The 26,483-nt window shown below is 43.1% G+C and carries 22 protein-coding genes; 11 read left to right on the forward strand and 11 right to left on the reverse strand.

Annotated features, from left to right (window positions below; translation table 11 throughout):
* Window positions 1–32 precede the first annotated feature (32 nt).
* Together I3252_RS03265 and I3252_RS03270 are read right to left on the reverse strand one after the other, a co-directional pair.
* Window positions 33–1,061 carry an alpha/beta hydrolase gene (locus I3252_RS03265; RefSeq protein WP_238034201.1) on the reverse strand — a complete coding sequence of 343 codons (1,029 nt, stop codon included), beginning with the start codon at window positions 1,059–1,061 and terminating at the stop codon, window positions 33–35.
* 27 nt (window positions 1,062–1,088) lie between these two features.
* On the reverse strand, window positions 1,089–1,253 hold the full coding sequence (locus I3252_RS03270) for a rubredoxin (protein ID WP_011280463.1): 165 nt from the start codon (window positions 1,251–1,253) through the stop codon (window positions 1,089–1,091).
* Window positions 1,254–1,608: 355 nt separating this feature from the next.
* Between I3252_RS03270 and I3252_RS03275 the strand changes: the two genes are divergently transcribed.
* On the forward strand, window positions 1,609–2,178 hold the full coding sequence (locus I3252_RS03275; RefSeq protein WP_238034202.1) for an adenine phosphoribosyltransferase: 570 nt from the start codon (window positions 1,609–1,611) through the stop codon (window positions 2,176–2,178).
* Window positions 2,179–2,276: 98 nt separating this feature from the next.
* On the opposite strand, the gene I3252_RS03280 is transcribed toward I3252_RS03275, so the two are convergent.
* Complete coding sequence (locus I3252_RS03280; protein ID WP_238034203.1) at window positions 2,277–2,753, reverse strand: hypothetical protein; 477 nt, start codon at window positions 2,751–2,753, stop codon at window positions 2,277–2,279.
* 142 nt (window positions 2,754–2,895) lie between these two features.
* Window positions 2,896–3,837, reverse strand: a complete 942-nt coding sequence (locus I3252_RS03285; RefSeq protein WP_055124105.1) for a transaldolase — start codon at window positions 3,835–3,837, stop codon at window positions 2,896–2,898.
* Window positions 3,838–4,356: 519 nt separating this feature from the next.
* Here I3252_RS03285 and pheA point away from each other — a divergent pair.
* The 6 genes from pheA (at window position 4,357) to I3252_RS03315 (ending at window position 11,624) form a co-directional block, all read left to right on the forward strand.
* Window positions 4,357–5,538, forward strand: coding sequence for a prephenate dehydratase (gene pheA / locus I3252_RS03290; protein WP_045455471.1), 1,182 nt, complete (start codon window positions 4,357–4,359; stop codon window positions 5,536–5,538).
* Window positions 5,539–5,701: 163 nt separating this feature from the next.
* On the forward strand, window positions 5,702–6,844 hold the full coding sequence (hisC, locus tag I3252_RS03295; protein ID WP_238034204.1) for a histidinol-phosphate transaminase: 1,143 nt from the start codon (window positions 5,702–5,704) through the stop codon (window positions 6,842–6,844).
* 180 nt (window positions 6,845–7,024) lie between these two features.
* Window positions 7,025–9,337: a bifunctional prephenate dehydrogenase/3-phosphoshikimate 1-carboxyvinyltransferase gene (locus I3252_RS03300; protein ID WP_238034237.1), complete on the forward strand. Its 2,313-nt coding sequence runs from the start codon at window positions 7,025–7,027 to the stop codon at window positions 9,335–9,337.
* A gap of 307 nt (window positions 9,338–9,644) precedes the next feature.
* Window positions 9,645–10,607 carry an EamA family transporter RarD gene (rarD, locus tag I3252_RS03305; RefSeq protein WP_055124102.1) on the forward strand — a complete coding sequence of 321 codons (963 nt, stop codon included), beginning with the start codon at window positions 9,645–9,647 and terminating at the stop codon, window positions 10,605–10,607.
* 50 nt (window positions 10,608–10,657) lie between these two features.
* Window positions 10,658–11,068 carry a dihydroneopterin aldolase gene (gene folB / locus I3252_RS03310; protein ID WP_238034205.1) on the forward strand — a complete coding sequence of 137 codons (411 nt, stop codon included), beginning with the start codon at window positions 10,658–10,660 and terminating at the stop codon, window positions 11,066–11,068.
* A 1-nt stretch (window position 11,069) separates the two neighbouring features.
* Window positions 11,070–11,624 carry a 2-amino-4-hydroxy-6-hydroxymethyldihydropteridine diphosphokinase gene (locus I3252_RS03315; RefSeq protein WP_238034206.1) on the forward strand — a complete coding sequence of 185 codons (555 nt, stop codon included), beginning with the start codon at window positions 11,070–11,072 and terminating at the stop codon, window positions 11,622–11,624.
* Window positions 11,625–11,762: 138 nt separating this feature from the next.
* Here the strand turns inward: I3252_RS03315 and I3252_RS03320 are convergent, their stop codons facing one another.
* Window positions 11,763–12,497: a glucose 1-dehydrogenase gene (locus tag I3252_RS03320; protein WP_238034207.1), complete on the reverse strand. Its 735-nt coding sequence runs from the start codon at window positions 12,495–12,497 to the stop codon at window positions 11,763–11,765.
* Between the two features lie 173 nt (window positions 12,498–12,670).
* On the opposite strand from I3252_RS03320, the gene I3252_RS03325 reads away from it, so the two are divergent.
* A complete protein-coding gene (locus tag I3252_RS03325; protein WP_238034208.1) occupies window positions 12,671–13,216 on the forward strand; it encodes a DUF924 family protein in 546 nt (181 codons plus the stop codon).
* 110 nt (window positions 13,217–13,326) lie between these two features.
* Here the strand turns inward: I3252_RS03325 and cysE are convergent, their stop codons facing one another.
* The 5 genes from cysE to dnaE form a co-directional block, all read right to left on the reverse strand.
* Complete coding sequence (cysE, locus tag I3252_RS03330; RefSeq protein WP_238034209.1) at window positions 13,327–14,268, reverse strand: serine O-acetyltransferase; 942 nt, start codon at window positions 14,266–14,268, stop codon at window positions 13,327–13,329.
* Between the two features lie 149 nt (window positions 14,269–14,417).
* Window positions 14,418–14,861 carry a YtoQ family protein gene (locus I3252_RS03335; protein ID WP_109592688.1) on the reverse strand — a complete coding sequence of 148 codons (444 nt, stop codon included), beginning with the start codon at window positions 14,859–14,861 and terminating at the stop codon, window positions 14,418–14,420.
* A gap of 115 nt (window positions 14,862–14,976) precedes the next feature.
* The gene (locus I3252_RS03340) at window positions 14,977–15,870 is read right to left on the reverse strand and encodes an RNA methyltransferase (RefSeq protein ID WP_238034210.1); all 894 of its coding nucleotides are present in this window, start codon (window positions 15,868–15,870) and stop codon (window positions 14,977–14,979) included.
* On the reverse strand, window positions 15,870–16,247 hold the full coding sequence (locus tag I3252_RS03345) for an Hpt domain-containing protein (RefSeq protein ID WP_045455494.1): 378 nt from the start codon (window positions 16,245–16,247) through the stop codon (window positions 15,870–15,872). Before I3252_RS03345 ends, I3252_RS03340 begins: the two co-directional genes overlap by 1 nt.
* 243 nt (window positions 16,248–16,490) lie before the next feature.
* Window positions 16,491–20,201: a DNA polymerase III subunit alpha gene (gene dnaE / locus I3252_RS03350; protein ID WP_238034211.1), complete on the reverse strand. Its 3,711-nt coding sequence runs from the start codon at window positions 20,199–20,201 to the stop codon at window positions 16,491–16,493.
* 457 nt (window positions 20,202–20,658) lie between these two features.
* Between dnaE and I3252_RS03355 the strand changes: the two genes are divergently transcribed.
* Together I3252_RS03355 and I3252_RS03360 are read left to right on the forward strand one after the other, a co-directional pair.
* Entirely contained in the window at window positions 20,659–21,519 is an 861-nt protein-coding gene (locus I3252_RS03355) for a hypothetical protein (RefSeq protein WP_238034212.1), read from the forward strand.
* 161 nt (window positions 21,520–21,680) lie between these two features.
* Window positions 21,681–22,202 carry a deaminase gene (locus tag I3252_RS03360; RefSeq protein WP_238034213.1) on the forward strand — a complete coding sequence of 174 codons (522 nt, stop codon included), beginning with the start codon at window positions 21,681–21,683 and terminating at the stop codon, window positions 22,200–22,202.
* A gap of 129 nt (window positions 22,203–22,331) precedes the next feature.
* On the opposite strand, the gene ggt is transcribed toward I3252_RS03360, so the two are convergent.
* Entirely contained in the window at window positions 22,332–24,278 is a 1,947-nt protein-coding gene (ggt, locus tag I3252_RS03365; protein WP_238034214.1) for a gamma-glutamyltransferase, read from the reverse strand.
* A gap of 180 nt (window positions 24,279–24,458) precedes the next feature.
* Between ggt and I3252_RS03370 the strand changes: the two genes are divergently transcribed.
* Entirely contained in the window at window positions 24,459–26,459 is a 2,001-nt protein-coding gene (locus tag I3252_RS03370) for a hypothetical protein (RefSeq protein ID WP_238034215.1), read from the forward strand.
* Window positions 26,460–26,483: the final 24 nt, after the last annotated feature.

Consider the following 26,483-nt stretch of genomic DNA (forward strand, 5'->3'; position numbering starts at 1 on the left):
GCTCTTTTTTATGGATTGTGTGACAACTAAAACTATTCGTCTAATAAATGATTACTGATTAAATCAACCATATAAGGTTGATAGTATTCAGGAATATCATGCGCCATGCCTTCGATTAAATGAAACTTGGCATTTGGAATGGTCTTGGCAACCACACGACCTTGTGAGGCGGGCAGTAGTCCATCTGCGCTACCATGCAGTACGATAGTCGGTGCTTTGACTTGCTTGCTAAACCGGCTGATAGAGCCTGACGCTAAGATAGCATTGAGCTGTTGTACCGTGCCGAGCGGATGAAAGTTGCGCTGATAACGCAATTTGGCAATTTCACGCACCATACGTACGTTGACATGCCCAGGCGTACCAACTGTCTTCATAAACCACACGCTATGGCGCACGATATCGCGCTCAGAATGACTTTCAGGGCGGTTGATCAGGGTATATAGCTGCTTAGGTTTCGGTGGTTTTAAAAATGCACGGTTGGTCGTGGTAAACATCAACGCCATACGCTGCACTAAACTTGGATAACGTGCCGCTACGATTTGCGCAATCATGCCGCCCATCGAAGCGCCAATCAGATGGGTTTTGCCCAACTGCAACGCCTTAATCAAACGAGCGGTATCTTCTGCCATATCCGTTAAATTATAAGCAACTTGCGTACCTTTATTGGACAACCCTGTTTGCAGGCGCATCATCATTTTTAGTTGACTGATACGCGGTAGTCCATCAATCTGCACTTTAGAAGACAGACCAATATCACGATTATCAAAACGAATGACAAAAAACCCGGCATCAATAAGGCGCTTGATAAAATTATCTGGCCAAAATATCATCTGTGAGCCAAGTCCCATAATCATGAGCAGTGGTGGATTATTAGGATTGCCACCTGCCTCAACACACAGCTCAATGCCATCGCCGATATCAATCATTGATTGATACAGATGCTTGCTAAGGTCAGAGTCTCGCCATTGGTGCGCGCCAAACTTTTGCCACTCAGGAGTAGGGTAGCCACCTAAGTCTTCTTGTAGGGTTGCCGATGGTTTGATGTCATTCGATGTTGTCATGAAGTGTCCTAATTAGAGGGTCATCTATTACAGCTCAAGCATCTCAAAATCAAGCTTGCCCACACCGCACTCTGGGCAGGTCCAATCATCAGGGATGTCATCCCATTTAGTGCCTGGGGCAATCCCTTCTTCGGGACAGCCGAGTGCTTCATCATATATCCAGCCGCAGACGATACATTCATAACGTTTCATAAATAGTCCTATCGAGCATTATCAGTGTTTATAATCCGTGTTACAGGGTGTTTTTGATGTTCATATTTACAATCACAGCCGTTAGATGAGACTGTAAAAGCGCACATAGTTTAGCATATAACCGTGATTTTCGTCGTTAAGTTTACACTTGTATATTGAGATTGATTGGTTTTTATCAAGGGGTTTAGGTCTTCTGTCTGTCAGTAAGCACCTGTACGCTTACGTGCTCAACTGCGATATTTCTATCAATTATGTTATAATAAGCGCCGCTAAATTCACAGTATTAGCCATCATTTATCGTTGATATATTATTATCTAAATTACATTATCTAAGTCATATAAGCTAAGGGTTACCATGAGCATTAATGCTGCCGCTACATCTAAAAATGTCGAAAATGAGTCGTCTAATGAGCTCAATACGGATCATCCCTTTTGGCAAGTGATTCGCACAGTACCAGACTTCCCGAAAGTCGGCATTGATTTTTATGATATTACGCCGTTACTGCGCAGTCATATTAATGAGGTGATAGATGCATTGCTCGCCGCACTGCCTGAAGGTGTGATGGACGAGGTAGATTGTCTAGGGGCAGTTGAAGCGCGTGGTTTTGTCTTTGCAAGTTTGCTTGCAGGTCGATTGGGCAAAGGGATGATTTTGCTACGTAAACCCGGTAAGCTGCCACCGCCCGTTGCCAATAAAGCGTATGCTCTAGAATATGGTAAAGACACGCTTGAGATGCAAAACAATCTACCGCCTGAGCGCGTGCTATTGGTCGATGATATTTTAGCCACAGGCGGTACTTTAACCACCGCTTATGAGCTGTGTAAATCGGCAGACCATACCGTGGTGGGGGCGTTAGTATTGCTAGATTTGGTCGATTTGCATGGCGAATTTCCAGTGCCTGTCCATATGGTCTTAAAGGCTTAAAACTGGCAACGCTTAGTGAATGGTGTGAAATGAGGCAATCAAAAAAGCGCGCTGAATGAATTTAGCGCGCTTTTTTGATTGCCTGTATTTGCTTTGTCTTAACGTACGTTACTTGTCTTGCTGGTAAGGTAAGTTTTACACGCCTGTTCTATTAGCATACGACTAATCGTTTTTGGTTTGGTTATCTTAAAATCTTTGGTGGTTAATATGGGTTTTTCTGATTGCCAAGATTCTAATACCTTGTTATTGGCATCATAGTTAACGTAAGCGCGTCTATAGTAACTGGCGTCTTTACAAGAGATGAGCAATTGCTGATCGCTATGATGAATCGCTTTTTCTTTACCTTCCGTATCTACTTTTGTTTCCTCTTTTTGTGCAGGGTATGTTCTGCGGATAGATACGGTGATGTTTTCGACACTTTTTTCGTCTATGATATTGATGTCGGAGCTTTCAATAGAGTCTAAGTCTAAGCTAAAAATTGATCCAGTAGGACTTTCTGATATTTTTGACCAGTTCACTGCATGCGTGCTGACTGCTAGAACACCACCCACTAATAACACTGATAGCCGTTTCATAATCAAGCCTTGCTTCTTGTTGTGAGAAGTGAGCCATGATAGCCAACTTACTATTAGCAGGCAAATTTCTTTTATAACCTGCGACTGAGGTTTGTAAAGTGCTGATCATACTCATCACCGTTTATAACACTCGACGCTCATATCAATGACGCATCGCTGCTAACATCTGAGCAAGCTCATCACGAGCACCAATAAAGCCGTCGATACCTTTTGGTAATAAATCTTGTGTAACCGTGTCTTGCTGATAGGCGCTACTATATTCCTCTCGCGTTAGACTCACGCGTTTCATGTCGGCTACATCTAATGACATGCTAGGTGACAGTTGCTGTATCACCTCAGTATCCATCGCTGCCAGCGCGTCGATAAGGTCAGGCGCGATGGTCAATAGATCACACCCTGCTAGCGCCAATATCTGTTCAGTCGAGCGGAAGCTTGCGCCCATCACTTGCGTATTATAGTTATGCTGCTTGTAGTATTGATAAATGCGCTTCACAGACTGCACGCCCATATCATCAGAAGCGGGCACGTTTTGACGATTTTGTTGGCGTTTTTGCCAGTCTAAAATACGACCAACGAAAGGCGATATCAATGTCACGCCTGCATCCGCACAGGCAATTGCCTGATGCTGTCCGAATAACAACGTTAAATTGCAGTGAATATTTTGAGTTTCAAGATAGCGTGCTGCCTCAATACCTTGCCATGTCGCGGCCATCTTAATTAATACGCGCTCTGAGTTAACCCCTGCTTTTTGGTAAGCTTCCATAAATGCTAAGGCTTTATCAATCGTCGCCTGAGTGTCATAAGACAAACGAGCATCCACTTCGGTAGAGACGCGGCCTTGGATAAGCTCTAAAATATCACAGCCAACCTGAATGGTCAGCGCGTCAATCACTGCATCTATATTGCCATTATGACGACTCATGGTTTCTGACAGCATGCCTTGGTTGTCAGGATGGAGGAGTGCTTTAGTAATGAGGCTTGGATTGGTGGTCGCATCAATAGGTTTTAAGCGCGCAATGGCGGCAAGGTCACCAGTATCAGCGACAATGGTGGTCATGGTACGAAGCTGTTGTAATGCGCTCATCATATATCCTTTTTGATCAAAAACAGATTGTGTTCAGTTACGTGGCGATTTTCTACTTTATAGTGCTATTTGCTATCAGTTTTAGACTGTAACATAGTTTTGAGTGGATGTTTCTTCATAGTTTTGCCGTACATCGCTGCCATATTGTCTCTGTTTGCCAATATTGACGAATTTACGCGCATTTACACATGGGCACTGTCGATAGTTTTTGTTATAGTAGAGCGGGTCAGCGATCTGGCTGCTACATTTGCATGCTGGTGTGTGTGACTAACATACGGCAATAGTAGACGATAGCGCTCGCCGTGCAGGGTATTTTGAGAAACTATCTGCTATTTAGTGTGATTTCTATCGAATATCATTGCTAGTATGCTTGACACCTTTGACCGTCATTGAGTGCTGATTCAATAATGAAATGATTGGTTGTCGATAATTAGAAATATTTAAAGCCTTCAAAGTTAAAAAAGCAGTGCCTAATAGTAAAAAAACTCAGTAATAATTTTAGAAAAAGGATAGGCGGTAATGAGTGAGCAGTCATCAGAGCAAAATATGGATAAGCTAAATCAAGCCATCGCAGGGGCTAACGATACTGCAACTGAAAAAGCTTTTTTGGACGATATTCGCCAAAGTATTGATACAGTAGACTGCGAAATCCAGACATTGATTAATAACCGTGCCAAGTTGGCTCAGCAAGTGGCCGCAGTAAAGAAACAGCACATTGTCAATAACCCAACTGCCGACAATAGCAATCCTATTTTTTATCGCCCTGAGCGTGAAGCGCAAGTGCTAAAAGCGGTGATGGAACGCAACACAGGTCCGATCGCTGATGACAAAATGGCGCGGTTGTTCCGTGAAATAATGTCGGTCTGTCTCGACTTAGAAGCACCGCAGCGCATTGCTTTCTTGGGACCAGTAGGCACTTTTACTCATGCTGCTGCGCTCAAGCATTTCGGTAAAGCCGCTGATACCGTACCAATGACCACCATCACTGATGTATTTCGTGAAGTTGAAGCAGGCACAGCGATGTATGGTGTGGTGCCAGTCGAAAACTCGTCTGAGGGTGTGGTCAACCATACATTAGATGGTTTTCTTTCTTCTACCTTAAAGATAATCGGAGAAGTTGAGCTGCCGATTCATCAGAATTTCTTGGTCGCTGAGCATACCAAACTTGATGGTTTAAGCCGTATTTACTCGCATCAGCAGTCACTAGCGCAGTGTCGTCATTGGCTCGATGTCAATTACCCGAATGTCGAGCGCGTGGCGGTATCGAGCAACGGCGAAGCTGCCCGCCGCTTGAAAAATGAATGGCATTCAGCGGCAATCGCCGGTGATGTGGCTGCTGCTGAATATGGCTTGCATAAGCTATATTCAAATATCGAAGACAACCCGAGCAATACCACGCGATTCCTTATCATCGGTCACGAAGCGATTGCGCCATCAGGTCAGGATAAAACGTCTATCGTCGTATCAGCACATGACAAAGCGGGCGCATTGATCGAGATTTTGAAGCCTTTGTCTTATCATGGCGTGTCGATGACCAGTATCGAAACCCGTCCTGAGCGTCCGAATAAGTGGGCTTACGTGTTTTTCATCGACATGAATGGTCATATTGACGAGCCAAACGTCAGCGCTGCTATCGCTGATATCCGTCCATTGGTAAAAGATGTGCGTGTTCTAGGTTCTTATCCAAAAGCAGTGCTATAGTCCCTCTACTGTAAAAGAGTCATGGCGTTTACCTCGTGTGAAGTATCACATAATCAACTGCACTCGGTTGCCTTGGTTACCCTTAACTCGTTTTGAAATTGAACCAACGATATAACTCCGAATGGTTCACATCACTTGCCAAAATCATATCTAAGGATAAATCATGCCGTCATCTCATTCAGTAGAGTCAAATTTATCACCGCTTGTACCTGCCTACGATAGTATTTTAGAGCTGGTGCCTTATCAAACGGGCAAGCCGATTGAAGAGTTGACGCGTGAGTATGGCGTCTCAGATGTGGTAAAACTTGCCAGTAATGAAAACCCAAGAGGCTGCTCACCGCACGTCACGCTAGCGATTACTGAGCAATTGGGTCAGTTGGCACGTTATCCTGATGGCAACGGTTACTATCTAAAACAAGCGCTGGCTGACTTCAATGATGTCAGTGTGGAGCAGATTACTTTGGGTAATGGCTCTGACGATTTGCTTGATATTTTAGCGCGTAGTTTTGCTGGTGCTAACGATGCTATCGTTTACAGTCAATATGCCTTTATCGTTTATCCGATGTTGGCTAAAATACAAGGGGCGACAGGTATAGAAGTGCCTGCACATCGCTTTGGTCATGATTTAAAAGAGATGAGTCAAGCGGTTCAAGACAACCCCAATACTAAAATAGTCTTTATCGCCAATCCTAATAATCCAACTGGCACGCAGCTTGAACCTCAAGAGTTACGAGCATTTATGGCTAGTATACCAAGCTCGGTATTGGTGGTATTAGATGAGGCGTATATTGAATATAGCCCTGAGAGTAATAATCGGGCGTTGTTAGATGAATTTGATAATGTCGTCATCGTGCGCACCTTTTCCAAAGCTTATGGACTGGCGGGTTTACGTGTCGGTTATGCGCTTAGCTCAGTGGCTGTCGCGGACTTACTCAACCGAATCCGTCAACCATTTAACGTGAGTAGAGTGGCTTTAGCTGCTGCTGCTGCTGCACTTGCTGACTCAGACTTTATTGAAAAAACTCGTCTGATGAATGATGAGCAAATGCGCTGGTTAGAAAAGCAGTTTGATGCGTTAGGGTTGGGTTTCATTAAGTCGCATGCCAACTTTATTATGGTAGAAATAGCCGTTGAGATGGAAGACATCACCGCTGCTTCTATTCATCAAGCATTGCTAGAGCAGGGTGTTATCGTCCGTCCATTAGAGAGCTATGGCTTACCTCATTGGCTGCGTATCACAGTAGGGGTAGCAGAAGAAAATATGCGCCTGATTGATACACTGCGCTCAATCTTGACTGATAATTGATCAGAAGTATGTTAGGTAGTTTTGGATAAGTAAATAATTTATTAATCATTTTCATGACACTAGCGTCGGCTTGTTTTAGTCATTCTGACGCTAGTTTGTTTAACGAGAAAAGCCGTGAGTCGCCAGCAAAACAATATAAGCAATCAAAACATAAGCAATCAAAATAATAATATGCAGTCTATGAATACTCAGCCGCCGTTATTTAAACAGATTTGTGTGATTGGTCTAGGGCTTATCGGTGCGAGCCTTGCCCAAGCCATTAAAGACAATGGTTTAAGTGAGCGTTTGGTGGCGGTTGATAGACATACACCAAGCATCGACGAAGCCATTCAGCACGGCTTATTAGACATTGGTAGTGCTGTCTTAAGTGAAGTAGTGTTTGGTAGTGATTTGATTGTTATCGCCGTACCAGTACAAGCGGTGCAAGCCGTATTTATTGATATCAAAGCAGCGATGGATAATGGACAACTTGCCACTGATTGCATCATTACTGATGTTTGTAGCACCAAGGTCAATATAATTGACGCTGCCAAAGCCGTCTTTGGCTCATTGCCTATAGGTCTTGTTCCAGCGCATCCGATTGCGGGTGCTGAGAATTCAGGATATCATGCCAGACGCGCGACATTGTTTGTTAATCATAGTGTCATTATTTGTGAGCTACCTACTACAAGCAATGTAGCGATTACCAAGCTGCGGCAGTTATGGGAAGCGGTGGGTGCAAACGTTATGTCAATGGATGCGGAACACCACGATCGCATATTGGCACACACCAGTCATCTGCCACATCTGCTAGCCTTCAATTTGGTTGAGCAATTGGCGAGCCATGATGACAATTTAGATATGTTTCGTTATGCAGCTGGCGGCTTCCGCGACTTTAGCCGTATCGCTGCCAGTGATCCTAAAATGTGGCACGATATATTTTTTGCCAACGAAAGCGCGATTGTTAGCGCCCTTGATGAGTATGGCGTTTACCTACAGACCATGCGTCAGCTTATCATCGATAAAGATTCAACCGCCCTGATGGGACTTTTGGGCCGCGCGCAAGCCGCACGGCGACATTTTGGCCATATGTTAGCCAGCACTCCTTATACGGATACTTCTGCCATGTCAGCTTCTTATAATATTACTCCTAGCAATACGGTATTGGGCACTATTGCCATTCCTGGTGACAAGTCTATCTCCCACCGCAGCATTATGCTGGGCAGCCTTGCGACAGGCGTGACCAAGGTCACTGGGTTTTTGGAAGGGGAGGATGCGCTTGCCACCTTGCAAGCATTCCGTGATATGGGCGTGACCATTGAAGGGCCTGATAACGGCAAATTGACCATTCATGGCGTGGGTATGAACGGTCTGAAACCGAGTAAAACACCATTGTATATGGGCAACTCAGGTACTAGCATGCGCCTGCTGGCTGGTATCTTAGCGGCGCAATCATTTGACAGCGTGTTGACAGGTGATACCAGCCTAAACAAGCGCCCAATGGAGCGTGTGGCCGCACCTTTACGCGAGATGGGTGCAGTCATTCAAAGTACGGGTCATAGTGGTACGGCACCACTTAGTATCACTGGTCGAGCGACTATCGGTAAGCCATTACAAGGCATCGATTATGAGATGCCTGTGGCTTCTGCGCAGATTAAATCCTGCTTGTTGCTGGCTGGTCTTTGGGCAGAAGGCACCACAACCGTTACCCAACCAGAAGTCAGTCGTGACCATACCGAGCGTATGCTTTCAGCTTTTGGTTATCCAGTAACAGTCGATGGCAACAGTATCAGTGTAACCGGTGGCGGGCAACTAACAGGTGGTGATATCGCTGTCCCTGCTGACATCTCGTCTGCGGCATTTTTTATGGTCGCTGCTGCGATCAGCCAAAATAGTGAGCTGACTTTGACGCAAGTAGGTATTAATCCGACACGCACGGGCATTATCGATATCTTAAAATTAATGCAAGCAAATATTAGCCTAAGCAATGAGACACATGTGGGCGGCGAACCAGTCGCAGATATCACTATTCGTAGCTCAAGCCTAAAAGGTATTGAAATCCCAGAGCATTTAGTGCCATTAGCGATTGATGAATTCCCAGTATTGTTCATTGCTGCCAGCTGTGCGCAAGGTCGTACGGTGTTGACTGGTGCCAAAGAGCTGCGCGTAAAAGAGTCTGATCGTATTGCAGTCATGGCAGAAGGATTACAAACACTGGGTATTGATTGTACAGTGACGGAAGATGGGCTAATTATTGAAGGTAAGGGCATTGAAAGCGAAGGTATTGAGGGTCAAAAGAGCAACGTCAATAATAGCCAGACTGTCTTTGGTGGCGGTCATATTACCTCGCACCATGATCATCGCATTGCCATGAGTTTTGCCATTGCCAGCTTACGTGCATCTAAGAAAATTACTATTGAAGGTGTTGAAACCGTTAATACCAGTTTCCCAGGATTTGCAGAGCTTGCCAATCACATTGGAATGTCTATTAAAGTTGATAATGCTGCGGTTTAATACCACAAACTCTATTGACTTGCTGAATAGTATTATTGGCTTTTGCAAGGTTGAGCTTTAAAGTACTGACTTGTAAAATGCTGGCTACAGCATTCCATAAAGTCTAAAAAGTTGCTCATTAGCCTTGATGTAAATGTTGTTTTTAAAGTTGTTATCGTTAGCAATGTGTTGATGCCTATATTGGCATGAGCGCATTGCTTTTTAACTTGTATCCTATCTGTAGTAACCCTGCGCTTTTGCCATTGAATTGATATAAAAATTAATATGGGGCAAGAGTGCGCTTTGCTCTAAAAAGTTGTACTGTACTATGACCACCCAAAACGTCATCAAAAAACCAGTTACGCCCATTAAAACAACCAGACGTGGCATCATCACCGCCCTCATTGCCTTTTTTATCTGGGGTGGGTTTCCATTATATTTTAAACAATTGGCCGCCTACGATGCGACCGAAATTATCGGTCACCGTATTATTTGGACGTTTGCTTGCTTGCTTATCGTGTTGGTAGTCACCAAGCGCTGGCAGTGGATTGATACCTTAAAGAAAAATCCGAGATGGATCGCGTTCTCATTTATATCGGGTTTGATTATTGCCACCAACTGGCTCACTTATGTATGGGCCGTCAATCACGACCGCATTCTCGAAGCCAGTTTGGGGTATTTTATCGGACCATTGGTGGGCGTTGCGCTATCGATGATTTTATTCAAAGAGCGCTTACGTACGCTGCAATGGGTTGCCATCGGTTTCGCCTTATTATCCGTGGTCATTCAAGTAGTTATGATTGGTAGCTTGCCATGGATATCACTGATTTTAGCCTTTAGTTTTAGTACTTATGGCACCATTCAACGGCAGACGCCTTTGACGGCTGTCGATGCTATGTTTGTCGAAACAACGATGTTGGTGCCGATTTGCTTATGGTGGTTCTGGCAAGCAGATGTGGTCAGCAGTCAATTGAGTTTTTGGTTTAGTCCAAATATTTGGTTATTAATGATCGCAGGGCCGATTACCTTGATACCGCTGTTATTGTTTAATAAATCTACCAAGCTCGTTGCTTATAGTATTTTAAGTTTTATGAATTATCTGACGCCGACCTTTATTTTCTTTTTAGCTGTGTTCTATTATAACGAGCCATTTGATTTACAGCGTCTTGCAGTATTTGGTCTGATTTGGTTTGGTCTGTTATTATTCAGCATTGACTTATGGCGTCATCGCCCTAGTAAAGCGCTAAAAGCCGCGCGTTTGCGTGAAGAGGCGTTGCAGAAAACCAATTAAAAAACCTGAGTTCAAAATCTAATTAAAATTTAGCAAACAAGGATGAGAGCATGTTTCATACCGAATCTGATGTAGTATTCGTTAAAGGCTTGACAGTAGAAGCAGTCATCGGTGTTTACGCGTGGGAGCGCGCAATCACGCAACCGCTGCTGATTGATATAGCACTTGAAACAGATATCAACCGTGCGGCTATCTCAGATGATGTCAACGATGCGCTGAATTATAAAGCGGTTTGCGATGATGTGAGCGCGTGGTGCCAAGCGATTAAAGCTCAGTTGCTAGAGCATTTAGCGGGGCAAATCGCTGATAAGTTGCTTGCCAAATATAGCTGTCATAAAATCACTTTAAGCATTGCTAAGCCCACTGCTATCAAGCAGGCCGATGCGGTTGGGGTACAGATCACGCGTTATTCAACGGCCATTGAAGATAAGCCAGTTGTAAGCAAGGACGATGATGCATAATATGCATAAAAATTTGGCTGATTTGAGTCTTGAAACGCTAAAAAAGCAGACGCCTGAACTGTTGCAAACACAATCTGTGACGGCAGTATTATTGGCTTTAGGCAGTAATTATCAAGCTGAACATTATCTGCCGCTTGTCCGAAAGGATCTAGCGGCGCTAGGGGGAATACAGTTATCTACTGCATTTGAAAATCCTGACTTTACATCGACCGAAGCGCAACCAAAGCCCGATTATACCAATCAGTGCGTTTATTTGCGTTTGGGAGAGCCAATGACACTGCAACAGTTACAGCAGGTTTTTAAAGATCTTGAGGGTGACTGTCATAGGCAGCGTCTAACAGAAGCTCAGACGCCAATAAAAAAAGTTACGATGGATATCGATATTCTATTGATAGAAACGCTATTAATAGAAGTTGTTTCTGATAAAAATAGCCTAAGCAGCAATAAAGAATTTGAAGAGTCTAATTGGATTGTAATGGCAGATCGTTACCCATTCAAAGCGCATGAAAGAGCAGGGATAGAGGAGTTGATTAAAGGTCATTTTTTAAAAGGTTAAATGAAGCAGCCCAGATGCTATTCTAAATAAGTAAAAGTTATTGAGGACACGCCTTAGTGTTTTTCTTAAAACCTCTCAAAATAAAAGCTGAGCAAAATGCCCAGCCTATATCACATTTAAAAAGTTTAACTATTACGCCTACTGTGCCGTCAAACCACCATCAACGACAAACTCTGAACCCGTCGAGTAACTTGAGTCATCTGACGCTAAGAATAGCACCATGCCGCTGACTTCTTCGGGCTGAGCAACACGTCTCATCGGAATAGTTTTGGCAAATGCTTCAACCGCATCTTTGGTATCGCCTTGCATAATCATCGGTGTGGCGATGACGCCTGGATGAATGGAGTTCACGCGAATGCCATGAGGGGCGCACTCTAATGCTGCCGCTTTGGTCATACCGCGTACCGCAAACTTAGAATCGGTATAACCGATAGCGCCGCCAACCAAACCGTTAATCGATGAGATATTGATGATAGAACCTTGTTTGGCGGCTTTCATCGTTGGAATGACTGCTTTCATGCCTAAAAAGACCGATACCTGATTAATCTCTAGAATTTTGCGGTAATCGTCTACCGAGGTATCTAAAATAGATTTGTGAGTGGTGATACCTGCATTATTTACCAAGACATCAATTTTGCCAAATTTATCTTGGGTGGCTGCAACAACTTGCGTCCAATCTTCTTCACTAGTAACGTCATGCTTAATAAATAGAGCGCTCTCGCCAAGCTCTTTTGCTAATGCGTCGCCTTTATCAGCATTGATATCGGTCAAGACTACCTTAGCGCCTTCTGCCATACACAAACGCGCATGAGTCTCGCCCATGCCTTGAGCGGCACCAGTAATAATGATAACTTTATCTTGTAAACGCGCCATGAGTTTTCCTATTTTTTTAGTTATGAATAATGAAAGAGTATAGGACAGAATCGCTAAATACTCCTTAGTGATTATGAAACCAAAAGTGAATACTTTATGTTTTTAAATGATAGCTTTAAACATAGCTTTGAATAATGCTTTTGGCTGACTTTTTTAAATAATGTAGTGAGGAAATGATGTACAACGACATATTAAATTTCTGTTTTGAAGAGGTGGGTAGTGAGAAGTTTTTTGAGAAAGACATGGCGTTTGATCAATTATTAATAGAGCGATACAGCGGTATACTTGAGCAAGCCGCCGCCGTAGAATTTTATACATGGCGAAGCAGCATAAAAGGGCGTTTAGCAGAAATTATTATATTGGATCAATTTTCACGCAATATTTACCGTGATACGCCAGCGGCTTTTGCCCAAGATGCGATGAGTCTCGCGCTCGCGCAAGAAGCGGTTGCTGCCGGTGCATTAGAGGCGCTTGAAACGATGGATGAACGTAAGTTTTTATTGATGCCTTATATGCACAGCGAATCAAAACTGATTCATCAGCAAGTAGAGAAGCTATTCAAGCAATATACCAATGCAGACACCGTGGATGCTGAGCTTAAACATAAAGTGATTATCGATCGTTTTGGTCGTTATTCGCATCGTAATGATATTTTAGGACGGGTTTCGAGTAGCGAAGAAATAGCGTTTTTGACGCAGCCTGACTCGTCTTTTTTATAAATATTGTCTGTTAAATAGCTAGTCAGTAAAGCGCTATTTATCAATTGGTTAAAATGTAAAAAGAAGCCATTTGGCCTCTTTTGTATTCATCATCGATTATAGCTAGCAGATCATTTCTGTTCAGTACCTGCTACATTCATATCAGCACGACCAATCACATCGATATCCTCTAAGCATAATTTATCATACTCTTTTTTACAAAAGTCAGGATCGATTTTGCACATGGCCGCTTGTAGTTGATCGAGGCGATTTTCTGATTGTTGAATATGCTCTAGCATTTTAGCAAAAGCTTCAGCCACAGGATCTTGTGAGGATGGGTCGATACCATAGGCTTGAAAAGCAGTTTCGCGTGCTGAGCGGTTGGTGGCTTTTTCATCTATTGATTTTTTATCTACTGCCTTTTTATCTATGCCATTATCTGTAGAAGCAGCTTGCGCTACTTTTTCTTGCTGGTTGGCATCATCGACTTTTTTGACAATTGGATTGCCTTTTTCGTCGTGATGGTCTGATATCATCCGAGCGGCGCTGCCGACCATGGTCGCACCTGCTGGTACTGCCTTTACTACGACGGCATTTGAGCCAATTTTAGCGCCTTTACCGACAGTAAATGGCCCCAATACTTTAGCACCAGCACCAACGATAACCCCATCTTCCAAAGTAGGGTGGCGCTTGCCATTATTCCAAGAGACGCCGCCAAGCGTTACCCCGTGATAAAGGGTCACATCATTGCCAATCTCTGCCGTTTCGCCAATGACAATGCCCATACCATGGTCAATAAAAAACCGTCGACCGATTTTGGCAGCAGGGTGTATCTCAATACCTGTGATGATGCGTGAGCCATAAGAAATTACTCGCGCCGCCAGCTTTTGGTCGTTTTGCCACAGACAATGTGCACCGCGATGCAAAATAAGTGCATGAATACCAGGATAGGTCAGGATAACTTCTAAGCTATTACGTGCAGCAGGGTCACGGTTAAATACCGCATCGATATCTTCTTTTAGGTCTTTTTTGATGCGTGAAAGTGATTTGAATAAGGCAGTTGGCAATGACATAAATTGTCCTATCGTATTTTTGATTACAATCAATTTAGTTATAGCAGCTTTGCAGCACAAAATATAGCGATGAGCGATAAATAAAAATAGACGACTGACAGATAAAATGCCAATCATTGACAATTTATCTATAGGCAATTATTTATGATTTAGCTATCACTGACAACATATTTTAGCAGCTCAACAACTTGCTCTGGCGTTTGTGCCCATGCCATTGCCGCCGCATCGACTTCTTTTAGCGGATGGATAATATCTTCAGCATGTAGGGTAATGTACGGCTTGCCTAAAGCCGCGCAGTAGCCAGCATCGAATGCAGCGTTCCACTGCTTATATTTATCACCAAAACGAATAATAGCAATGTCGCACTTTTGAATCATGTTTTTGGTGCGAATCGCATTAACTTTTGATGACTGATGGTCGCGCCAGAACCCATTGTCATTTTTACCGAGTACGTCACCGGCGGCATCGCTGGCTTCATGTTCAGTCACTGCTGAGGTAAAGGTAATATCTAAACCTTGGTCTTTCGCGCCTTGCATGATTTTTTGTCGCCAGTCGGTGTGTATTTCTCCAGACAAATAAACGTTCCAATTCATCATCAATTCCTTTTTATTATTGAATCCTATCATTTTTAAAATCATAGCATTTGTAAATGCTACTGCTGTTATTGCAATAGCAACTCAACGCCAGAAACCTGGCATATTAAAATCTTTAGTCTTTTGCAAGTTTGGCAATTAATGCGCTTAATAGCTGATACTCTTTTTGATCAAGCTGTAGGCGTGAGCCCAGTCGTGACAGTCGCGATGGTAAAGACTTCAAGTTTTCGCTATCGGCTAAACCTCGTTGAACCATCAGTTCAGTGGTGCGATGAGTCAGCTGTTGCAATTGCTGCTGGGTAATGGCGGGTTCATCCCATTGCTGACGTAAATGTACATTGAGTATTGGCTGAGTAGTGGTGCTCAAAGCAGTATCTAAACTATCCGCTGTCTGAGTGTGTGATTGCGCGTAAGCAAAAATAAAGCTAGCGATTACTTGCACGGCTGACGCGACATTGAGTACAGGATAAGCAGGGCTGGCATCGATTTGGATATGATAATCGGCATAAGCCAACTCTTCATTGGTTAATCCACGATCTTCACGCCCAAATAGGATAGCGATATTTGGTTTACTAGCAGTAACAGCCGATAGGGTATCAGCATTGCTATCGTCTTTGCTCGACACCGACTGTTTATCGATAAAATCAAACATAATCTTAGCAGCTTGCGTGGGTGTCACGACAGGGCGGGGCAAATGACGACTGCGACTGCTGGCAGCAAATACCAGCTGGCAATCCGCAATAGCAGATTCTAAAGTAGGTGCAATCAAAGCTGATGATAGCAGCTCGCTGCCACCTGCTGCATGAGACATACTGGTTTCATCAATTGGTAGCTTGGGATCGACAACTGTCAAACGAGACAAACCCATTGTGTGCATCGCGCGCGCTGCTGAGCCAATATTGGCAGGCAAAGTGGTATTAACCATGACAACTTGCACACAAGCCAAATAGTCGCTCACTGTATGATGGACAGTAGATGCTGCTAATATAGGGGTAGAATCATTACTCATTATAATCCCAATCTTAGATTGATTTCTTGTTCTGCGCGTTGCAATGCGACGGCGATATTTTCAATCAGTGCCGCTTGCTCGCTGATAAGACGCTCGCGGCAGCGCTCTTGTAACTGGCTGCTCAAGTTCATTAATTGGGTCGTGCCCAAGTTGGCGCTGGCCCCTTTTAACGCATGAGCAACCTCAAAACCATTGGCATTGTCATTCTCTTGCTGAGCGACTCGCAGCGCACTTACTCGCTGCTGACTATCAGTGATATACACTTGTATCAAATCAGCAAAGTCTTCTTCTAACAAATCACGCATGTCTTCAAATTGCTCATGATTAATGATTTCTTCAGCTTGGTGAGCCATATTTTTATTTGGGGTTTCATCCATGGTTTTATGTCCAATTCTAAAAGTTAAAACGGTAAAAGGTTTGTAATAAATACGTCAATGTTCTTCAGGTATTAGGGCGTGTCCTCAATTCAATCAATTACTCTCTAAATGGGCTAAAAATGGCTAAATTTTGTTAAACATCGTCAGATAGCTTATCAATATCTCGATATTAACGTCGCTATCTTCTTTGTTTGACGGCAATTTATCTCATTTTTATCACCATTTTTAAAATGAGGATACGCCCTAGCTATAATGGAAATGTAAATTGTCTTCACTAACCATATTCTTTAAGTGCTGTAAGTTATCATCGTTGGGGTAGATGCGCCAGTGCTCAGATAGCCCTACGTTAGCGATGCCAAATTCCTCATAAATGCTCAGTCCCAATGGCAGACAATTATCATTAATGGAGGTGTCGGTATTGCTCAAAGCATTATTGGCATAACTTTGATTAGCACTATTTGGATTCATATCATTTTCTAGCGCCAATAAATCATTGCCATTTTCATCATATAAACTTCCGCCCATCGCAGCATCGTAGCCACCATTACCATTAAAGTTGCCACTTTGCTCGTCTTGCTCGTTGTCATGAGACAGTTTTGGTGCCGGAATAATGCTGGCTTGTGCAGACTTGAGTAACGGTTGCAGTCGCGTCAGCAGATTGATGTCGCTGCCATGAATTTTAATACTGATTTTTTTCATCCATCTTAGGCGCGCATCGACCATGCTCATGGCACTATCAAGACGGGCAAATAAACGCCCATCACGCTCACGAATGCTGCCTTTGATGATGACGACTTCATCAATTTTCAACTGTTCTTTGACACGATTGAAACGCTCTGCATAACAGCTTACCTCTAGTCTTGACGTCCCATCATCTAAAGTAATGACGTTGCGATTACCAAAGTTGGCAATATCAATGATTAAACCTGCAAAATAGCAGCTACCGTTATAGCCAGTATCAGTCAGTTTATCGAGACGTGCGCCTGAGGTATAGCGTTTGATCTCATCCAAGTATTCATTGATAGGGTGACCCGTCAAGTACAATCCCAACGTGTTCTTTTCTGCTTTTAAACGATGTTTATCACCCCAAATCAGTTCAGCGGTCATGACTAGTGGCGGTGCCGCGACCACACCATCCATTTCACCAAACAAATCCATCATACCGATTTCACGATTTTGACGGTCTTGCTCAGCTGCTTGTACGGCACTCGGCAGCTGACTCATTAATGCGCCACGAATTTCGTAAGCTTCATCGGCTGGCAAGTCAGGACGTAGGGTCGCTGCAAAGTCATCAAAACAGCCTGCACTGACTAACGCTTCAAGCGTGCGTTTATTGACCTTTTTAATATCAACGCGGCGGCAAAAATCATATAGATCTTTAAACGGTCCTTCACGGCGACGCGCTTCTACAATAGATTCAACTGCACCTTCACCAACGCCTTTAATCGCACCCAAGCCATAAATGATATTGGTTGGTGTATCGGCGACAAAATGCCATTCACTGCGATTGACGGATGGATTTACCACAGTTAGCTCGAAGTTTTCACGGCAGTCATTGATAAAGAATACGACGTTGTCAGTATTGTTCATATCGGAAGTTAATACCGCTGCCATAAACTCAGCAGGGTAGTATTGTTTTAGATATGCGGTCTGATAGGCGAGTACGCCATATGCGGCAGAATGCGAGCGGTTAAAGCCATAACCGGCGAACTTCTCCATCAAGTCAAACACACCACCTGACGTTGCCTCATCAATACCTTGTGAAGTTGCACCAGTAATGAAGATATCGCGCTGTTTAGCCATTTCTTCAGGTTTCTTTTTACCCATCGCCCGGCGAAGCATATCCGCGCCGCCCAAGCTATAGCCCGCCATGACCTGCGAGATTTGCATGACCTGTTCTTGATAGACAATAACGCCATTGGTATTTTCTAAAATCGGCTCAAGATTGGGATGGTCATAGATGACTTCCTCACGACCATGTTTGCGGTCGATATACATCTCTACCATACCCGCATCGAGCGGGCCCGGACGATAAAGCGCACACATGGCGATCACATCTTCGATGTTGGTCGGTTGCAATTTCGCCAGATACTTTTTCATGCCCATACTTTCTAGCTGAAAAACGGCAGTGGTTTTGGCATCTTGTAAGAGCTTGTAGGCTTTTTTATCATCTAACGGTAGGTCTTCTAACACCAACGCATCTTTGCCTTCTTTTGCACGACGCAGGTTGATATTTCTGACAGCAGCATCAATCACGGTCAAGTTACGCAGACCCAAAAAGTCAAATTTTACTAGCCCAACGGCTTCAACGTCATCTTTATCAAACTGGCTGACACGGTGACCTTCATCATCACAATAAATCGCGCTAAAATCTGTGATCCTGTGCGGCGCAATCAATACGCCACCAGCATGTTTACCCACGTTCCGGCAAATGCCTTCAAGCTTAATCGCCATCTCCCACACTTCAGTGGCATCTTCATAATCCATATTGTCAGGATTGGAGATTAAGTCTTTGAGCTGCGGCTCTTGCTCGAGTGCTTGACTGAGGGTGATACCCGGTGTTTTGGGAATAAGTTTCGACATTTTGCTGGCAAGGAAATAGGATTTACTTTGTGCTCGCGCGACATCTCGAACTACCGCTTTTGCTGCCATCGTACCAAAGGTAATGATTTGCGAGACCGCTTCACGACCATAGGTTTGCGCCACATAATCAATAACGCGGTCGCGACCTTCAATACAAAAGTCAATATCGAAATCGGGCATTGAAACACGTTCAGGGTTTAAGAAGCGCTCAAATAATAAGTCATAATGAATAGGATCGAGGTCGGTAATATTGAGCGAATAAGCGACGAGCGAGCCTGCACCAGAACCACGACCGGGACCGACTGGTACGCCATTGGCTTTTGCCCAGCGGATAAAGTCCATAACAATTAAGAAGTAACCAGGAAAGCCCATTGAAAGAATAACTTTTAGCTCATACTCTAAGCGCTCGTCATATCTTTGGCGAAAGTCGCTCCAGTTATCGCTACGTTTCTCGATGGGGAATAGTTTATCTAGTCGATTATTCAGACCCCGTATTGATTCTGCACGGAAAAACGATTCAATCGTCTCACCTTCAGGCACAGGAAAGTCAGGCAGGACATTGATACCAAGCGTCAACGTGACATTACAGCGGCTTGCTAAGCGCAAAGTATTGTCGATAACCTTCGGAATATCAGCAAATAACTGCTGCATTTGGGCTTGGGTTTTAAGATACTGCGCATCGGAATAAGTTTGCGGGCGATTTTGGTCGGCAAGTACATACGAGCCAGCGATACAAACCCGCGCTTCGTGAGCATCGAAATCATCCTGCTCTAAGAAGCGCACGTCATTGTGAGCAATGATAGGAATATGATGCTTAGCACCAGAGTGAATAGCTGCTTTAATAAAGGCATCTTCACCTGAACGATTGGTGCGCTTGATAGCAAAGTATAGGCGATCATCGAACTGTGCCTGCCATTCAGTCAGTAGCTCGTCGGCTTTTTCTGGCATAGATCCAACCAATGCCTGACCGACATCTGATTTTTCAGTAAATAAGACAATCACGCCTGCCGCATGCGCTAAAATATGACTGCGCTTGACGACTGGTACACCATGATTGGCATCGTCGGCGCGCCCTTCGGTAAAGCCAAGCGATACGATACGAGTGATGTTTTGATAGCCCTCGTTGTCCATCGCGAGTAGGGTGAGCCGTGTGTCTTCATTTTCCATGATGACTTCACTGCCGATAATGGGCTTGATACCCGCACCTAGGCAGGCACGATAAAACTTCACCGTGGCATACAGATTGGACAAATCGGTCAATGCCAGCGCGCGCTGATGGTCAGCCGCCGCAGCTTTCACTAGCGGCTTGATACGCACGATAGAATCAGTGATTGAATATTCGCTGTGGATGCCAAGGTGTACAAATGCCATAAAAGACTCTTACTAGTACGATCAAAAGCAATAAGCTATCGATAAAATAAAGGATGTGTATCTGTTATTTATATGGATGTTCAAAGGTAAATAAGACCTCGATAGCCATGTTGATACGTTTTAAATGGGGTCGTCAATAATAGCATTATTTGCCGTAGACAGCCACTGATTAAAAGGGTTTAATCTGAGTGAGAGGATTTGTTTTTCTTATTTATAAAGGTGAAATTTTGCTGTGTTTTGTCTCAATATTCGATATAATAAACATTTGTTTTTAGATGGTGTGATGCATTGCTAGTTTTACTATAGCCAGTTCAGTATGAAATCAATACGGCCAATATAATAAAAAATCCTATGCAAGTTTTTACAGCAAGGGTGGAGATTATGTCTAAATATGTGTTGTCTCTCTTTTATTATGAGCTGATTACAATAACTATAGAATAAAATAACGAGTAAAACTATGAGTATGCTAGATAAGCTGATTTTAGAACAAAATGCTGATGGCTTAGAGGAGGTTGTTATTGGTCTTGTAGGAGCGATAGGCAGTAATCTAGCTGTTTTTCAAAATATTTTAAAAACTGAACTAGAAGATACGTTTGATTTTGATGTCTTTATAATTAAGGTATCTGAGGATATATTATTAAACCACCCAAATGTTAAGAATGTTTCAGAATTTGATTTGACAACTAAGTATAATAGAATTGATTCTTTAATGAATGTGGGGAATAAGCTCAGAGAATTACATGATATTGATTATATAGCTTTGGAGGTTGCAGCAAAAATAAGAGATTTAAGAAAATCTTATAACGGAACAAAAAAGAGAGTTGCATATATTATAAACTCATTAAAACATGATGCTGAAGTAAGTTCCTTGAAGAAGTTATATGGGAATATTTTCTTTCAAATCTCTATATTTGAGTCAGAAGAAAAACGTAAAGAGACTTTGAATAATACTGTAGGTATGACATTAGAAGAGGCTGACAAGCTCATAAAAAGAGATGAAAAAGAAGATGATAAGTGGGGACAGCGAACCAGTGTAGCATTTCCATTAGCAGATTATTTTGTGAAGTTTGATGATAAATCTGGCATTCATATTAACAATGCTATAAACCGTTTTATTAAACTAATTCTGGGAAATGCATATATTACGCCTACCTTTCCAGAGTTTGCGACTTATATGGCATTTATGAGTAGCTTAAGATCATCCGATTTATCTCGACAAGTAGGGGCTGTGATTGCTAAGGATGACAATATATTATCTATAGGTTCGAATGATGTTCCTAAATTTGGTGGTGGCATTTATATCCCGACGTATAATTAAGATGATGGAGTGATTTCTGATGATGAATGTGGTAGAGATTATAAAAAGGGTTACGACTGTAATCATTTTCAAAAAAATGCCTTAGTAGATAGTATTTATGATTCTATCAAGATAGAACTTAATGACATCCTTTCCGAAGATATACCTAGTCAAAAAAATTATTGTTAAAAATAAAATATTTAATAGAAAATAGTGAAATTAAGGATATAACAGAGTATGGACGAATGGTTCATGCTGAAATGGATGCTATATTGAATTGTGCAAGATCTAATAACTCTACACAAGGTGCAACTCTATATGTCACAACATTTCCATGTCATAACTGTGCTAAACATATAGTAGCTGCCGGAATTACTGAGGTAATGTTCGTAGAACCTTACCCCAAAAGTAAAGCATTAAATTTTCATGATGATTCTATCACTTTAGAAAAAGGTGAGGCTAACAAACTAAGATTCAAACCCTTCGTTGGCATTGGACCAAGAAATTTTGCCAACTTATTTTCTTTATCTTTGGGTATAGGAACAGAACTAACAAGAAAAAACTTTAAAGGTGAAAGTATTGAAAATGACTGGAACCCTAAAACTGCTAAATTAAGAATTAAAGGAAACCCTTCGTCTTATAAACTTTATGAAGTACAAGCGGCTGATAAAATTCATCAGATTAAAGATGAGATAGGAAGATGATCAACTACAAAATTAGATTTATCCCCAACATTCTTTTATTTAAAACGAATTAATAAAAATCACTATAAAGAGGCTCTATGCGTTATATCAACACATAAAGCCTCTTTATAATCATAAAATATTAATAAATCAATAACCAACGACTGCCGCATCGACGATACGCGGATCAGACGAGCCGTAGACACCATTTGGCGTGATCATAATCGACTGGGTTGAGCCCATGGCTGATTTTGGACTGACCGTATGACCCATTGACTCAAGCTTTTTGACGGTGTCAATATTCAGTGCTTTTTCGACCCGAATCTCATCAGGCAGCCATTGGTCATGGATACGCGGTGCGTGAGTGGCCTCAGCAATATTCATATCATGATCGATGACATTCGAGATTATTTGGGTGACAGTGGTAATGATGCGGCTACCACCAGGGCTACCCGTGACGATATATGGTTTACTGTCTTTAAAGACAAGGGTCGGACTCATAGAAGATAATGGGCGTTTATTGGCTTCAACGGCATTTGCTTCACCGCCCAATAATCCATAACCATTAGGCACACCCGGTTTGGCAGAAAAATCATCCATCTCATTATTGAGCAATATCCCTGTACCTTCAGCGACAAGACCTGTGCCATAAGAAAAGTTCAGCGTATAAGTATTGGCTATCGCATTGCCCTCTTTATCGACAACAGAGAAATGCGTGGTCTGATCACTCTCATAGGGTAGAGGGTTGTTGGCTTTAATCGTCGAAGCTGGTGTGGCTTTGTCTGGATTGATTAAGGTGCGCAGTTTATCCGCATAAGCCTGAGAAGCTAAACCGCTGGCAGGCACATCGATAAAGTCAGAATCACCTAAATACTCTGAGCGATCCGCATAAGCCAACTGCATGGCTTCAGCCATTAAATGAATGGTTTGTGCGCTATTTTGACCGTAGTCTTTTAGCGGATAACCTTCTAAGATATTTAAAATCTGCACGATATGAATGCCACCAGAAGACGGCGGTGGCATCGAGACAATCTCATAACCACGATAATCGCCTTTGACTGGCTCGCGAGCGATGGCTTCATAATTGGCTAAATCTTGTAAGCTCATGCTACCTCCAGCCTCGTTGACAGCCTTGACCAACTTTCTTGCGGTTTCTCCTTTATAGAATCCATCGGCGCCTTTTGCGGCAATCAGCTTAAGCGATTTTGCCAATTCAGGCTGTTTTAAACGCTCACCGGGTTGATAGGCGCTGCCATCAGGTTTGAAGAATATCTTTTTGGTGCTTGGCCATTTTTGCATGCGATCGCTTAATGCTGTGAGTGACTCAGACAGACCTGCTGTGACTTCTATACCGTCCTCAGCCAGTGCAATCGCTGGTGCCATCACTTGTCCGCGGCTCATGGTGCCATGATCTTCTAATGCTTTAAGTAATCCTGCGACCGTTCCCGGTACGCCAACTGCTAGACCGTGATAACGAGACAAGTCGCTGACCGCATTGCCATCCTCATCGAGATACATATCACGCGAGGCGCTACTCGGTGCTTTTTCACGGTAATCGAGTGCCACTGTTTTGCCTTGCTTGGCATCATAAATCATCATAAATCCACCACCACCGATATTCCCAGCGCGCGGTAAGGTTACTGCTAATGCAAAGCCAACGGCGACGCCAGCATCAACCGCATTACCACCGTCTTTTAAAATCTTAAGTCCAATATCAGAGGCGAGGGATTCTTGGGTGGCGACCATGCCGTTCTTTGCCCAAACAGGGTGGTGAATCGCATCTTCAGAATAGATGGCTTGATCGGTCTTGGCATTGTTGATCGTGGAAATGAGGGTATTGGTTTTGGCTCTTGTCACACGCTGAGTTTCAGATATTACAGTAGGATTATCAGCCATAATCGCGAGATTGATGGCGCTAGTGTTAATTGATGTTTGGTTAATAGTAGTTGATTGATTGGTTGTCGGCTCAAGCGCGTGAGCAGATAGTGATACTAAAAATGTGCTACTGATTAACAAAATAGCCACTTTAATATTTGCTCTACCTTGAGGATTATTGTTAGCAGTGCGTATGTTGTTTTTTGATATCGAGGTTGGCATTGTAAAGTCCTTTTTACTTGGGCGAGAAAGTCTTAGTGAGAAACTTGTTTTGTATAAAAAAACCAAAGTATTTTCTTAATAAATAGGTTCTAATATTACTAAATTGTAACGCATTGTGATATAAATAACGGTACTAATGTACACTAATTATAGACTGGCTATTTATACAAAGAGATTACTATGTCATCAAATCATATTAATAACCATAATCGACAGCGCTACTCTGAGATGACGAGTCATCATTCGTCTATCAATAATAACGACCATGTATATCAGGTAGGTAAATTGACGTCTATCGCCTTGCTGGTTGGCACTACGTCTCTGGCTCTTTTGGGCTGTCAATCAAGCCCAGCGGTATCATCGACTGTGGTGTCAAAAAATATGATTGATTTTAGTACCGCTGATAGCGCGCAGAGCCAAGCACAAGGACGCGCGTTTAATGCCAGCCTCACAGCCAAATCTGAGCGTTATCAGCAATTATTTGACCAAGAAAAATATCCCAATACTGACAATCAAGCAAAGTCACATTTACTGGCGGCTATTCGTCAGCATCTTGCAACAGAACACGTAGCAGTCTCGCAAGCCAATTATCAAGCCGTTCCTTTTATTGATCCAGACAGCATTGATGCAGGCTCTAGTAGCTTACTTAGGACGATTATAGAAGTTTATGCTTATGAGCCTGACGGTGACTATGATGAAAGTGATTATGAGGACAGGCAAACTGAGGCTATGGCAGAGTTAGCAGCGGTAAGTGCAGAGTCGAATAAATGCAATGACAATGAGGACGATGACGCTTATGAAGTCTGTGTTGTAGAGGATGTTAACTATGACGAAAACGGTTATAGTCGCAGTGACTATCAATCAGAGAGTTACGGCGAAGGGAACTATGACACCGATGATTATGAATCAGACAGTGCTTTTTCAAAGTTATCAAAATTAAACCCAAAAAGCATGATAGAGCAGTATGAAGCCATACAAAAGGCTAAACAACAACCAGAGGATGTAGAACAAGGTAGCCAATCAGCAACGTCTACGGGCGTCATTGGTCAAATGCTGAGTATGTTCCATCGCACGCCGGAACAAATAGCTGCGTCAAATGCTTATCAATATCAAAATTTAACGTTCAATAGTGTCAGTCAGTACAAACCCAAACAGCGACAACTGCAAAGCGTCTATAGCTATGACTATGTGACGCCGACGATTGCCTCATCCATACAGATACCGTTAGCGTTCGATTTTAACCATAGTAAAGTCACGGTAGACCCATCGGCAATCATGCCTATTGTGGCGCTTGTTAATCCTGAAAACACCCCTTTACCTAACCAAATGACCTCACATACCGTTAGTTTTGGGTTGCCTGAGAGTATTACGGCGCAGCTACCGCCAGCAGTGCTTTATGATGCCGCCATCGCTGCCATACAGAGCAGCATGGCAGAGCTTGCGCCTGCGCATTTTAGCGCGGTAGATATTCGCAGTGATGCCTTTGCCAAAGAAGTCGGGGCGAGTCGTGCAGTAAAAGTCTATTTTGGCAGCAAGCAAAGCGGTGAGATGATCGGAAAAACTCTAAAATACATGACAAAATCGCTACAGGATTATGTCGATGCCAATCCACAGAAATATCCTGATGGCGCTATGCTAAAAACTGCGCTTGCGAAAGTGCAGCTATACAATAAAGGCTACCAAAGTGCGGATGTGGGTGCGCTATTGCAGCTTATTGAGGCCATCAGTCCGATCTCTTTTAATCAGATAAATTACTATTATTTAGACCGCTCAGATCGCCTGCTTGGTAAGCAGCAGCGGGTAAATATCGGTGGCGATTTGATGGGTTCGACAACCAGCGTGCTGAATCAAGTACGTTATGATAAAAGCAGTTTTAATAAACATGCACTAACGCCTTTGTTGACCGAGTCTTTTGGCCCAAATGCTAAAGCTGCTATCGATGGCAATGCATGGATGGCAGAGCAACGCCAACAAAAAGAAAGACTGCAAGCGGCACGTTATGCCCGCTATGACTATAGTGGGAGCAGTGATGATTACAATGATGATGACTATAGTAGCGATTATGCAGATGATGACAGCGGCTATGATGCAGCAGAATATGACAGTCCTGATAGTCAAGATGACACTGATATCGAAGACGATGCCGCAGATGATGCTGACAACAGGGTAGACCGTCAATAACGCTATCTTGTCATGTTCAAGCCC

The sequence above is a fragment of the Psychrobacter sp. Ps4 genome, from assembly GCF_022129285.1.
Lineage (GTDB): Bacteria > Pseudomonadota > Gammaproteobacteria > Pseudomonadales > Moraxellaceae > Psychrobacter > Psychrobacter immobilis_A.